The 12,794-nt window shown below is 70.4% G+C and carries 7 protein-coding genes; all 7 read right to left on the reverse strand.

The genetic code is table 11. The annotated features are described in order from the left end of the window. Positions 1 to 164: 164 nt before the first annotated feature. The 7 genes from HEP74_RS17545 to pncB all read right to left on the reverse strand — a co-directional run bounded on the left by HEP74_RS17545 (position 165) and on the right by pncB (position 12,767). The gene (locus HEP74_RS17545; RefSeq protein ID WP_185813948.1) at positions 165 to 4,670 is read right to left on the reverse strand and encodes a cellulose synthase subunit BcsC-related outer membrane protein; all 4,506 of its coding nucleotides are present in this window, start codon (positions 4,668 to 4,670) and stop codon (positions 165 to 167) included. Continuing rightward, positions 4,658 to 5,821, reverse strand: coding sequence for a cellulose synthase complex periplasmic endoglucanase BcsZ (bcsZ, locus tag HEP74_RS17550; RefSeq protein WP_185813949.1), 1,164 nt, complete (start codon positions 5,819 to 5,821; stop codon positions 4,658 to 4,660). Before bcsZ ends, HEP74_RS17545 begins: the two co-directional genes overlap by 13 nt. Then, positions 5,818 to 8,133, reverse strand: coding sequence for a cellulose biosynthesis cyclic di-GMP-binding regulatory protein BcsB (gene bcsB / locus HEP74_RS17555; protein ID WP_185813950.1), 2,316 nt, complete (start codon positions 8,131 to 8,133; stop codon positions 5,818 to 5,820). Before bcsB ends, bcsZ begins: the two co-directional genes overlap by 4 nt. 47 nt (positions 8,134 to 8,180) lie before the next feature. Beyond that, a complete protein-coding gene (bcsA, locus tag HEP74_RS17560; RefSeq protein WP_185813951.1) occupies positions 8,181 to 10,331 on the reverse strand; it encodes a UDP-forming cellulose synthase catalytic subunit in 2,151 nt (716 codons plus the stop codon). 97 nt (positions 10,332 to 10,428) lie between these two features. Further along, complete coding sequence (locus HEP74_RS17565) at positions 10,429 to 10,857, reverse strand: hypothetical protein (protein WP_185813952.1); 429 nt, start codon at positions 10,855 to 10,857, stop codon at positions 10,429 to 10,431. Between the two features lie 51 nt (positions 10,858 to 10,908). Continuing rightward, entirely contained in the window at positions 10,909 to 11,367 is a 459-nt protein-coding gene (gene bcsD, locus HEP74_RS17570; RefSeq protein ID WP_185813953.1) for a cellulose biosynthesis protein BcsD, read from the reverse strand. Positions 11,368 to 11,585: 218 nt separating this feature from the next. Next, positions 11,586 to 12,767 (reverse strand): nicotinate phosphoribosyltransferase, encoded by a 1,182-nt coding sequence (gene pncB / locus HEP74_RS17575; protein ID WP_185813954.1) that lies wholly within the window; start codon positions 12,765 to 12,767, stop codon positions 11,586 to 11,588. Positions 12,768 to 12,794: the final 27 nt, after the last annotated feature.

Consider the following 12,794-nt stretch of genomic DNA (forward strand, 5'->3'; position numbering starts at 1 on the left):
GCAGACGCTCAGCTTCGAACCCAGCGGTCTTGCTTCGGGGTGCCGAAGCAAGGCCGCTGTCTGCTGGCGCTGGAGCCGCAGCCCCTCTCTGCAAGGTCTGCGACCGCTGGTCGCAAGCCCTGCGCGAGCGACCTCGGTCGCGACGCAGGAAGCGCGCTCCTGCCCTACTCGCCCACGTACGGCGAGGCCAGCACCTGCGGGCGGCGGCCGAGGCCGGCGCCGAGCCGGTCGAGCACGAAGCGCACGTAGAGGTTGGTGCTGAACTGGTTGTAGTCGCGGGCGTTGTTGAAGATCAGCCGCCCGCCCAGGAACAGCTGCGGGGCCAGCTGCCACTCGGCGGCGCCGGCAACGTTGTAGGACACGCCGGTCTTGCTCTGCCCGGCGTAGACCGGCGCGGTGTAGGTGTCCACCAGGCCCAGCAGCGCGGCCAGCGATGCGGCGTCGTAGGCGTCCTGCTGCATCTGCGCGCTGGTCGGGAAGTAGTTGCTGTCGTCGCTGCGGAAATGCTGCACGCCGACGCTGGCGTCCACGCTCCAGTTGACCTTGCGCCCGGACGAACGCCCGCTCCAGTGCACCGGGAAGCCGAGATCGACGTAGTCCTGCGGGCTGAAGTAGCCGCCCTGGCCGTAGGTGTAGCCGCTCAGGTTCTTGTCGTACTGCATCGCGGTCAGGTTGAGGCCGGCGGTCAGCGACTGGTTCTCGGTCTCCAGCGCGTGCACGTACACGCCCAGGTCCACCTGGCGGTGGTCGTTGTCGGCGACGTTGTGGCCGACCAGGCGATCGGCGGTCAGGTTGGCGTAGCCGCCGAGCAGGCCGTTGTCGAGCGTGGCCGACAGGCGCACGCCGTTGCTGGTCACCCCGCCCCAGCTGAGTCCCGCGCGGCCGTCGTCGACGCCGGCGAAGGACAGCAGGCTGTCGCTGACCGCGCGCCGGAACGCCTGGCCCGAGTAGGTCAAGTTCTCGCCGATCTGGCCGCGGTAGCCGACGCCGCCGACGATGCGCTGCTCGGGGAAGCCGACCGGGGTGCTGCCGAGGTCGGCCGCGAAGCCGCCGTGCTTGTACTTCACCGACACGCCGACGCCGCTGGCGTCCTGGCCCATGCGCCGCGAGGCCGAGCCGTTGGCCGCCATCGTGTACAACGCCTGGCTGAAGCCGGCCGGGGTCAGGCTGGCCGCGGTGGTGTTGGCGGCCAGCGCCTGGAAGCGGGCGATGTCGGCCGCGCTGAGATCGGCGCTGCGCGAGGCGTCGCCGAGGATGTTGCTGGCCAGGGTGCTGATCGACACGTCCGCGGCGACGTTGCCGAGCAGGAACGCCGACAGCGGCTCGGCGTACAGCGCCTGCAGTGCCGCGGCTTCGCGCTGCGCGTTGGTCAAGGTGGCGTCGGTGTCGTTGTACAGCTCGTTGTACAGGCCGGTGTTCACTGCATAGGTGCGCAGCGCGTTGCGGGTGGCGTTGGTGTCGCCCTCGGTGAGCAGCAACTGGTACAGGTCGCTGCCGATCAGCTCGTTGATCGGAGTGCGATCGGCGGCCAGCGCATCGCCCATCGCCGCGGTCGGGCCGGCACCGAAACGGCTGGCGGTGGAATAGGCGGTGTCGAGCGTGCCGGCGTCGAGCAGGGTCGGGGTGACATCGACGCTGAGCTTGCCCTCGCCGACCGCGAATTCGCCGTGCAGCGGCACTTCCAGATCGTTCAACTTGCCCAGTCCGGCCTCGCCGTCGCGTGCACGGTAGGTGGCACCGGCGGCCAGGCTGTCGCTGTTCTCCGACTGCACTTCGCGCAGTTCGTCGAGCACCGTGCCGGTGCGCGCCGGGGTCGCCAGCGCCTGCGCCTGGCGCGCGCTGCCGGTGGTGGCGACGCGGTCGTCGGGATAGTAGGACGGGGCCAGGCTGGCCGCGGCCGGCGCGCGCTGGCCCGGCACCGGCAGTGCCGCCAACTGCACGCCGCCGGCAACGCTGGCGGTGGCCGGCGGCGGCAGGTCGTCGCCGCCGCCGGCGTAAGCCGCGCCGGCACCGGCCGGCATCGCCGGCAGCGGAGCCTGGCCGGCCGCGGCATAGGCCGGCGCCGGATAGCCGCCGCCGAGGCTGTCGGAGACCACCGCCGGGCTGCGCGGCATGCGTCCGCTCATGCCGGCGAACGGGTTCAGCGGGCGCCCGGCGCCGGCGAAGGACGCCGGCCCGTTGGCGGCCGGCAGGCCGTTGTCGTGCTGGCCGGCCTCGCGCGCCTGCGCCGCCAGCGCGGCGCGGAAATAGCTCTCGGCCTTGCGGCTCTTGCCGGCGCTGCGGTACACGCGGCCGGCGGCGCTCAACACCGCCGGCGAATCCGGCGCCTGCGCCAGTGCGCGCTGCAGATAGTCCTCGGCGCTGTCCAGGTCGCGCAGCGCGGCGGCGGTATTGGCCGCGGCGATCAGCGTGTCCAGGTCGTTGGGCGATTGCTGCAGCTGCTGCTGATACAGCACCAGCGCCTGGCGCTGGTCGCCGGCACCGGCATACAGCCGCGCCAGCGCCGCCACCGCCTTCGGATCCTGGTTCTGCTGCGCCAGCAGCGGCGCCAGCGCGTCGTAGGCCGCTTCCAGGTTGCCCAGTTCGCGCAGCGCATCCACCTGGCGCAGCGTGTAGCCGCTGCGCAGGGCCTGGTAGCGGCGCTGCTGTTCGGCGTTCATGTCGGTGTCGCGCAACTGGCGCAGCGTGGCCGCCAGTTCGGCGTCCTGCTGCGCGCGCAGCAGCACGCTGGCGTACTGCAGCCGCGCCTCGGTGTTCGGGTTCTGCGCGACCAGGCGCTGCGCCAGGGTCAGCGCGCGCTGGTTGCTGCCGATGTCGGCATAGGCGCCGGCCATCGACGCCAGCAGCGCCGGCTGTTCCAGCGCACCGCCGAGCGCGGCCTCGGTGCGCGCCAGCAGCAGCTGCGCCTCGCCGGCGCGGCCCTGCTGTTGCAGCAGCCGCGCCTGCGCGGCCTGCTGTTCGACCCAGGCGGTGTTGCGCAGCGCGCTCATTTCCGCGGTCCGCGCCGCGCCGGGAATGCGTTCCAGGCTGGCGTAGGCGCTGGCCCAGTCGCCGCGTTCCTGCGCCAGCAACGCATTGGCGTACAGCGCCTCGGGCATGTCGCCATGCACCGCGAGCAGGCCGTCCATCACGCTGCGCGCTTGGTCCGGGCGCCCGGCCTGCTGGTACAGCCGCGCCAGGTCCAGCCGCACCCACGGATCGCCGGGACGCTCGACCATCGCCGCTTCCAGTTCGCTCTGCGCCGAGACCGTGTCGCCGGCCTCCAGCGCCTGCTTGGCGCGGGCGCGCTGCACGTTGGAGCGCAGCGTGGTTTCGCCGCCGGCCTTCTCGCGCTGCGCCGGGCTGAGCTTGGCGAACAGGGCGCTGGCTTCGTCGGCACGGCCCTGGCGGCTGTACAGGCCGATCAGGCCCTGCAACGCGCCGGCATTGTCGGCGCTCAGCGCCAGCGCCTGGCGATAGCTGCGCTCGGCCGCGGCCGCATCGCTGGCCGCCTGCAGGTCGCCGAGCAGCACGTAGCCGGTGGCTTCGTTGGGCTGCAATTTGAGCGACTGCTGGGTCAGCCGCAGCGCTTCGTCGCTGTCGCCGCGGCCACGCGCGGCCTGCGCCTGCTGCAGTTGCAGCCAATAGCGCGCGCTGTCCAGCGCCGAACGCCACTTGCCGTTGCCGGCCGCGGCCGGACGCAGCAGCTCCTGCGCCTCGCCGAAGCGTTGCTGGCGCAGGCGCACCGAGCCCAGGCCGCCGAGCGCGTCGGCATCGCGCGGACGCGCGCGCAGCACCTGGGTGAAGCGCTGCTCGGCCACCGCCAGGTTGCCGGCGTTGAGCGCCTTGAACGCCTCGCCGAGTTGTTCGCCGGCCGGATCGCCGGCCTGCGCGGCACGTTGCTCGCCCAGCTTGGTGGCCTTGGCGGCGACCTCGGCATCGTTCGGATTGGCCGCCAGGAACGCCTGGTACAGCGGCGCGTCGGCGCTGCCGGCATTGAGCCACAGCAGCGCCTGGCGCCAGGCGGCGCGCGCCGGGCCGCCGACGTCGGGACGCTTGCTCATCGCACCGAGCTGGGCGATGCCTTCGCGCCGCGACGGTTCGCGGTAGGTCAGCACCTGCGCCAGCGCCAGCGCCGCGGCGCCGTTGTTGGGCTGCGCGGCGACCAGCCGACGCAGGCCGTCGCGGGCGCCGTCCCAGCCCTGCGGGGTGCCGGCCAGGGCCTGGTAGTACTCCAGCGCCAGGTGATCCGGCGGCGCCTTGCCGTCGAACAGCGCCTGGTACTCGCGCACCGCTTCCACGTAGCGTCCGGCCGAGGCGGCGCGGCGCGCGTTGCGCAGGTTGACGCTGTCGCCAGTGCCGCCGATCGCCTGGCTCAGGCGCTGCGTCTGCGGCGCCTGCGGATGGGTGTTCTGCAACTGCTGCAGGCGCTTGCGCGCCTCGCCCTGGCGGCCCTGCGCCAGGTCGATCTGGGCCAGGCCGAGCAGCGCATCGGGCTGGTTGGGATCGACCCGCAGCAGCTTGCGCCAGGTATCGGCGGCGAGATCGTCGCGGCCCTGGTCGTGCCAGTAGTTGCCCTGGCTGACCAGTTGCTGGGTGGCGTTGCCGGTCTGCGCGTGCGCGTTGCCGGCGAGCAGGCACAGATCGATCATGCCGGCCAGGTAGAGAGGTTTGAGTTTCATGCGGAACATTGGGTTCTCCAGGCGGGCTGCAGCAGGCCGTCTGCGGAAAAGCGATAGCGGTTATCGAGCCAGCCGCGCCCGAACAGGACCAGCACCCGATCGTAATAGGGAAGTTTCGCCGCGGCGGCATCGCCGGGCGCGGGAATCTGTTGCGCCTGCGCCTTCAGCAGCAGCGGTTGGCGCAGCGCGCTCAGGTACGGCAGCAGCGCGGCGGCGAAGCCGGGCGGCGCGGTGCCGCTGCCGACGCCCAGGCGCGTGTCCACCTTCTCGCTGAAATGGCCCTGCGCCTGCAACTGCTGCAGCGGACCGGACAGGTCCTCGAGCAGGGCATTGCGCAGCGGTTCGCCGGCATCGAGCATGCCGGCCCACAGGTACACGCGGACCGCGTCGTAGCTGCCCAGCGCGCCCTTGCCCGGATCGACCGCGAACGCGCGGCCGTCCCAGCCGATCCAGTCCGGGGCGAACCCGACCGGCGCGCTGTCGCGCAGCAGGCGCGCGCTGCGCTGCGCCAGTCCGGCCCACGGCCCTTTCGGATCGGCGGCGGCGAACCGGCGCAGCAGCTGGATCGGCATGTAGCTGGGATTGAGCGTCCAGCGCGGCGGCTTGGCGAAGCCCTGCATCGCCGGCAACAGCATGCCGCCGAAGCCGGGCAATTCGGCCAGTTCGTGGCGCCGCACCAGCGCCAGCATCTGCATGCCGGCCTGGGTGTAGCCGGGACGCTTCCACAGGCGTCCGGCCTCCAGCAGTGCGTAGGCGATCCACAGGTCGGCGTCGCTGGCGGTGTTGTCGTCGAGCACGCGCCAGCTGCCGTCGCCGGCGCGGCCCCACAGCCAGGCCGGCAGCACCTGTTGCGGGCGGCCGCCGCTGAGGTTGTGCCGGGTCCAGCCGAGCAGCCGGTCGAACAGCACCTGATCGTTGGCGACCAGCGCGAAGAACAGCGCGTAGGACTGGCCTTCGGAGGTGCTGCGCTGGTCGGCGTTGCTGAAATCGATCACCCGCCCGCTGGCGTCGATGTGCTTGGCGACGAAGCCGGTCCACTCGCGCCACGGCGCGCAGGCCGCCGCCGCGGCGGCGGCCGGCAGCGATGGCAGCAGCGCCGCAGCGCCCGCGGCGAGCGCGCCGCCGAGCACGCGGCGGCGCTGTCGCGCGTGCGGGGTCATTGCCCTTCCCGCAACCGTTGCGCCGAATGCCGGCGCAGCACCACGCGTGCGGCCAGCGCCAGCAGCAGGCTCAGCAGCACCACCGCCAGGCCGAGCAGCAGCGGATGCTGCGAGAAGTACCAGCGCGCCCAGGTCGGCAGCGGCAGGTGGCCGACGTAATAGGACTGGTTGCCGGCCAGGCTGCGGATCTTGCCCTGCTGCAGCAACACCACGCTGCCCTGGAAATCCTTCAGCGTGGCCGGCTCGAACCACGCGTCGAACAACTGGCCGACGCTGGCCGGATCCTCGGCCAGCAGCGCGACCACGCTGCGCCCGGGCTTGAGCGGCGACTCGAAGCCCATCAGCACCACGTCGCCCGGGGCCGGCTTCACCGCCACTTCGGCGGTGGTCGGCAGGTCGGTGCGACGCGCGTCGAAGGACAGGAAGCCGGGCAGCTTGTCCTTCACCCAGTCGGTCATCGAGAAGCGCCGGCCGGTGGCGCCGTCGCCGATCGGCAGGTACTCGCTCCAGCGCTGGAACAGCGGCTGCGAGCGCGAGGAACCGAACACCAGCAGGTCGCTGTCGGCGTGCTGGTCCACTTCGCCGGCATGGATCAGGGTGGCGCGCAGCGCCGGATAGCCGGTGGAGGCGCCGAGCTTGCCGAGCAGGGTCAGCAGGTTGGACACGTCCTGGTCGCTGGCTTCGTCCGGCACCACGATGGTGGATTCGGACAGGTCGGCCAGGCGCGTGAACGGATAGCCGGCATTGCCGAATGCGGCCAGGTTCGGCATCGCCATGTAGTGGTGGAACGAACTCAGATCCACGCTCGAATCGGCGTCGATCGCGCCGGACACGTCGGGGAAGGTGTTCTTGCATTCGCCGGCCTGCGGGCGGTCGAAGAAGAAGTGGAAGCGCAGCTGGCTGTTGGCCGAGAACGGGCCGGTCGGCAGCAGCAGTTTCTGCTCCACCGGCATCGCGCCCTTGGCCTTGAGGTCGTGCCACCACTGCAGCGGCAGCGATTCGGCATACGGACGCCCGCTCAGCGGCAGCGTGGTGACGAAGGCATCGTTGATGCTGACGTTGAGCGCGGACTTGTTGCGCACGTCCGGCACCGTGTAGCGGTAGCGCAGGTTGACCGGGATGCCGTCGCGCTGCCACACGAACAGGTCAGGCGGCAGCTGCAGGCCGACCCGGATCAGGTCCGGGTGGTAGCCGCTGACGTTGAGCTGCGAGGTCTGCGCGACCAGGTCGGCGAAGCGCACCGGGCCATCGCTGGAAATCCAGTTCGGCGCGTCGTAGGGCTTGCGCGGCTGCGCCTGCTTGAGCTCGCCGATCCTGGCCACGGCGCCGTTGAACGGCGTGCCCAGCGCCAGCGCGGTGGCGGCCTGCTGCAGGTCGTTGTCGTTGCGGCCGAGCACCAGCAGCAGCTTGCCGGCCGGATCGCGCGGATTGGAAACCACCGCCAGGGTTGGGCCGGCGATCTCGCCCAGGCCGTTCTCGGCGGTCGCCAGTTCGGCCGGCAGCGTGTTCGGGGTGGCGAACAGCACCGCGTTGCCGGTGGCCGGCACGTCGCCGATGGAGACGTTGAACACCGCGCCGCGGTAGCCGGCTTGCGCGCCGAACCACGAGGACACGATGCCGGCGCTGCGCAGCGTGGCCAGGTCCGGACGCTGCGGGAACACGAACGGCAATTCCAGCCGGCGCGTGTCGCGCTTGTCGTAGAACGGCACCGGCAGCAGCGCCAGGTCGTTGGCCAGCACCAGCGGCGTGGTGCTCAGCGACAGCCGCGTGGCCGGGTCGATGTTCGCCCACAGGCTGGTGTGGTCGGGATCCTCGCATTCGCGGGTGTAGTGCCCGATCAGCTGCAGGTTGAGCTGGTTGTAGTCGCTGACCAGGCGCGGATCGATCGGCACGTCGGTCTGCTGCAGCTTGCCGGCGTTCTCGCGGGTCACCGGCAGGGTCGCCACGGTGACGCCGTTGACGGTGACCTTCAGGTGCGACAGCTCCGGCAGCAGCGCCGGCGAGTAGCTGTAGCTCAGGTGCAGCGTCGCCGCCTCGACCACCTCGTCGGTGCGTGCACTGAACGACACGCCGGCGCTGCCCTGGATGCCGCGCAGGGTGATCTCGTAGTCCATGCCGAGCTGCTTCAGCGTCGCCGAGCGCTCCTGCACGCCCAGCGTCGGCGCGGCGGGCGCCGGCGCTGCCGGCAGCGGCGCAGCGGCCGCGCCGGCGGTGGCCGGCGCCGCCGGAGTGGCGGGAAGCGTCGGCTCCTGCGCCAGCGCCAGGCCGGACAGGATGGTGAGGCAGCATGCAGCCAAGGCAGGTAGACGCATCGAGGGAAACCGGAAGAAAGAGGAGAGGAAAGACGGGGAAACGCGGCTCACGGCGCGGATTCCTCGCCGGCCGGACGCGAACGGAAACCGCCGCGTACGCTGTCGCCGACATGCTGGCCCAGGCGCTGGAAGCCGCGCATGCTTGCCGCGAACACCTGGCCCATCGATTTCCAGAAATTGTCGCGGTCGTGGCGGCCCCACTGCGACACCCAGATGTCGGCGCGGGCGAAGGTACAGGCGACCAGCCAGCGCTCCTGCTCGATCGACATCGCACGGAACTGCACGCTGATGTGCCCGTCGCGATCGTGGCGCACGATCGCCGGCAGGCGCCGTTCGACGTTGCGATGCGACAGGCCCACGTCGACCAGCATGTCCGGCTCCACCGGCGACGCCTCGACCAGGTTCAATGCCATGCCGCCGGTGGAGAAGTTGACGGTGCGGCAGGCCAGTTCCTTGCCGTCGGGCAGGTATAGCGTGGCCGGGATGTCCAGCGGCACGCGATGCGAGCGGCGCACCTGGCGCATCTCGCTGGCGGTGGCGATGGTGGCGCCGAGCAGCAGCACGTTGTAGACGGTCCACACCAGGTTGAACCAGATCGTCTGCGCTTCGCCGGTGGCGTCGGTGTAGACCAGGCGCAGCGCCCCGGCGGCCAGGCCGGCCAGGTTCAGCACCAGCAGGAACAGGTAGGGCTTGGCGATCTGCCGGTCGAAATAGCTGCGCGTGACCAGGCCGCCCTTGGGGGTGACGTTGAACTTGCCGAGCTTGGGATTGAACAGCGCCACCAGGGTCGGGCGCAGGATGTACCAGGCCAGCGTGGTCTCGTAGACCTCGTTCCACAGCAGATGGCGGAACTTGCCCTGGGTGCGCAGGTTGGTCAGGTTGGCCTGCATGATGTGCGGCAAGGCGTAGGCCAGGATCATCAGCGCCGAGGCGTGGATCACGTGCGCGCCGAAGAACAGGAAGGCCAGCGGCGCGGTCAGGTAGATGATGCGCGGCAGCCCGTAGAAGAAGTGCAGCATCGCGTTGGCGTAGCACAGCCGCTGCGACAGGCGCAGGCCCTTGCCGAGCAGCGGGTTGTCCAGCCGCGCGATCTGCGCCATGCCGCGCGCCCAGCGGATGCGCTGGGCGACGTGGCCGGACAGGCTCTCGGTGGCCAGGCCGGCGGCCTGCGGCACGGTGATGTAGGCGCTGCGGTAGCCGCGCCGATGCAGCTTCAGCGCGGTGTGCGCGTCCTCGGTGACGGTTTCCACCGCCACCCCGCCGATTTCCTCCAGCGGCTTGCGCTTGATCACCGCGCACGAACCGCAGAAGAAGGTCGCGTCCCACTGGTCGTTGCCGTCCTGCAGCAGGCCGTAGAACAGCTCGCCCTCGTTGGGCACCTTGCCGTGGTTGCCGAGATTGCGCTCGAACGGATCGGCGGAGAAGAAGTAATGCGGCATCTGCACCACCGCCAGCATGCGGTCGCGCAGGAACCAGCCCATCGCCACCTGCAGGAACGAGCGGGTCGGGATGTGGTCGCAGTCGAAGATCGCCACGTACTCGCCGCTGGACTTCTTCAGCGCGGCGTTGATGTTGCCGGCCTTGGCGTGGAAGTTGTTGGTGCGGGTGACGTAGTGGATGCCGGCCTGCACGCAGAACTCGCGGAACTCCTCGCGGCGGCCGTCGTCGAGCAGGTAGATGTTGAGCTTGTCCGCCGGCCAGTCCATCACGCTGGCGGCCAGGATGGTGGAGCGCACCACCGACAGCGGCTCGTTGTAGGTGGGAATGAACAGGTCCACCGTCGGCCATTGGCTCTGGTCGGCGGGCAACGGCACCGGGCGCCGGTTGAGCGGCCACAGCACCTGGAAATAGCCCAGCACCAGGATCGTGAAGGCATACACCTCGGCCAGCAGCAGGCCCAGGCCGAGGCTCAGATCGACCACGCTGCTCACCCCCATGGTCTGGGTGATGCGCCACCAGATGTAGCGCGAGGACATCGCCAGCGACAGCGACATCATCACCAGCACGGCGAGCCGGCTACCGCTGCGGCGCAACAGCATCGCCGCGGCGAACACCACCAGCGAGAACAGCATCTGCTGCGGCACGTCCATCGGAATGGCGACCACGAACACCAACAACAAGGCGCCCAGCGCCCACAGCGACCAGGTGGCCAGTGTGTGCATGGGTTGACCGGTACGCGATGCGGACGCAGCGCTCATCAGCGATTCCTAACGAAAAGGGGGCGAAGCCGGCGCGCGTTTTCCCCTCCGCGCGGCGACAGGACGACGATGCGCGGCGCCAGCGGCCGCGCGCGGGTCAGCGGTTCTGGAAACGCTTGAGCGGGCTATCGGGCGCCGCTGCGCGCGCGCTGTCGCTGTCGAGCAGTCGCTGGAACAACCGGGTCAGCGGCGTGGCCGCGCTGGCCGGCGCCGGCTCCGGCAGCGCGGGCTTGGCCAGCGGCGCGCGCGCCGGTTCGGCCGCGAGCGGCCGGACGGCAGGCGGCGCTGCCGCCAGCCTGGGCTCGGCCGGCGCCCGCACCACCGACAGCGTCGGCGCCGGTGCAGGAGCGGCGGCAGGCGGCAGCGCCGCGGCAGCCGGCGGTTCGGCGGCGGCAGGCTCCGGCGCGCTCAGCCGCGCCCCGGAAAAATCCTGGTACGCACTGGCGCCCTGGCTGCCGAGCTTGGCGAACAGGCTGGAAATGTCGTCGGCCGCATCGGCGCCCGCATGGTCGGTTTTCTTGGACATCGATCACCCCCTAAGATGATTTTTTGTAGCCGGTGAAATCGGATGGCCCGCTCAGGCGACCCGGCACAGCACGAAACGACGGACATCCTCTTCGACGGCCGGCACTGCGCGGATCCCCAGACCCGCCAACATGCCGGCCTGCTCGAACCAGGCGTGGTACACCCCTTCCAGGAATCCATCCGCTCCGGCCGTCTCCCCGGCCAGGGCGATCTGCAACGGCGAGCCGACGTGGGCCAGGTCGACCCGGTCGGCCTGCTCCTCGAAGCGCGCATAGCCCCACTCCATGAGGTCCCAGACCCGGTTGACCGCGGCCTGCGCCTCGTCCAGCGTGGCGCAGGCCCCGATCGGATGCTCGCCGGCGAAGCGACGCCCGATCCGCGCCATCAGCAACCCCAGGTCCTCCGTCGACAGCTCCGCCGCGAACTCCTGGGCCAAGGCGCGCAGAAAGCCGCGCCACTGCCGCGAACAGGCCTGGGTGCGGAAATGCGTCTGCAGCTCGGGAGAGCTCATTCGGTGCTGCCTCTGATGGAAAAATGACGCGACGAGCGCCTGGCAAGGGTATCCAGCAAGCACGATGCCAAGATGGCAGCCGCTGCCACTAATGCGACACAGTTCTCACTTTCAGCGCCAATGGTAGCCCACTGCTGCGCCACAGCAAAGTCCCTACAACCGAATCCTCGCTGCCATTTTCGTCGCAACCGGCCGCAGCGAGGCAGGCACACGTCCCACTATGCGGGATCGGCGGCCACGTCAAAGACCTGGCGCAGATAGGCCAGGTACGCCGGGTCGTCGCACAGGTTCTTGCCTGGCGAGTCGCTGAGCTTGGCCACCGGCTGGCCGTTGCAGCGGACCATCTTGATCACGATCTGCAGCGGGGTCGGCCCCAGGTCGTTGGTGAGATTGGTGCCGACGCCGAAGGCGAGCATGCAGCGGCCCTGGAAATGCGCGTACAGCCGCATCACCTTGTCGATGTCCAGGCCGTCGCTGAACACCAGGACCTTGCCGCGCGGGTCCACCCGCTGCCGCTGCAGGTGCGCCAGCACGCGCTCGCCCCATTCGAACGGGTCGCCGGAATCGTGGCGCATGCCGTCGAACAGCTTGCAGAAGTACGGGTCGAAATCGCGCAGGAAGGCGTCCAGCCCGACCACGTCGGACAGGGCGATGCCGAGGTCGCCGCGGTATTCGCGCGCCCACGACTCCAGCGCCGCGGCCTGCGAATCGCGCAGCCGCGGACCCAGCGCCTGGAACGCCTGCAGGTATTCGTGGGCCATCGTGCCCAGCGGGGTCAGCCCGTAGCGATGCGCGAAATACACGTTGCTGGTGCCGACGAACTGCGCGCCCAGGGTCTCCTGCAGCACCGGCAACAGCTCGCCGTGCCAGGCTCGCGAATAGCGGCGGCGGGTGCCGTAGTCGGCAATCGCGCAGCCGCCGTAGCCGCTGCTGTCGCGCAACAGCGCGATCTTAGCCTGCAGCCGGCGCAGGCCCTCGGCGTGATGGTCGCCGCTGGTGTTGCGGAACCAGACCTCGTTGACGATCGCCAGCAGCGGCACCTCGAACAGGATGGTGTGCAGCCACGGCCCGCGGATGCGCAGTTCGATCTCGCCCGGCACCGTGGCCGAGGCCTGCAACTGCAGGTACTTGCGGTCCAGATGGAACAGCCCGAGGAAATCGGCGAAGTCCGGCTTGATGAAGCGCAGGCCGCGCAGGTAGTCCAGCTCCTCGGCGCGAAAGCGCAGCGTGCACAGCGCGTCGATCTCGTCGGAGATCTGCCCCAGGAACTGCGCCAGATCGATGCCCGGCGTGCGGCACTTGAAGCGGTATTCCACCTGCGCGCCGGGATGCTGATGCAGCACCGCCTGCATCATCGTGAACTTGTAGAGGTCGGTGTCGAGCAGCGAATCGATGATCATCGCGCGATTATGCGCCCAGCGTGTCGC

This window comes from Xanthomonas sp. SS, from assembly GCF_014236835.1.
Lineage (GTDB): Bacteria > Pseudomonadota > Gammaproteobacteria > Xanthomonadales > Xanthomonadaceae > Xanthomonas_A.

What these genes read in the sequence shown, in the direction of transcription:
- HEP74_RS17545 (WP_185813948.1), bottom strand. Translation starts at nt 4,670, where the DNA reads ATGTTCCGCATGAAACTCAAACCTCTCTACCTGGCCGGCATGATCGAT.
- bcsZ (WP_185813949.1), bottom strand. Translation starts at nt 5,821, where the DNA reads ATGACCCCGCACGCGCGACAGCGCCGCCGCGTGCTCGGCGGCGCGCTC.
- bcsB (WP_185813950.1), bottom strand. Translation starts at nt 8,133, where the DNA reads ATGCGTCTACCTGCCTTGGCTGCATGCTGCCTCACCATCCTGTCCGGC.
- bcsA (WP_185813951.1), bottom strand. Translation starts at nt 10,331, where the DNA reads ATGAGCGCTGCGTCCGCATCGCGTACCGGTCAACCCATGCACACACTG.
- HEP74_RS17565 (WP_185813952.1), bottom strand. Translation starts at nt 10,857, where the DNA reads ATGTCCAAGAAAACCGACCATGCGGGCGCCGATGCGGCCGACGACATT.
- bcsD (WP_185813953.1), bottom strand. Translation starts at nt 11,367, where the DNA reads ATGAGCTCTCCCGAGCTGCAGACGCATTTCCGCACCCAGGCCTGTTCG.
- pncB (WP_185813954.1), bottom strand. Translation starts at nt 12,767, where the DNA reads ATGATCATCGATTCGCTGCTCGACACCGACCTCTACAAGTTCACGATG.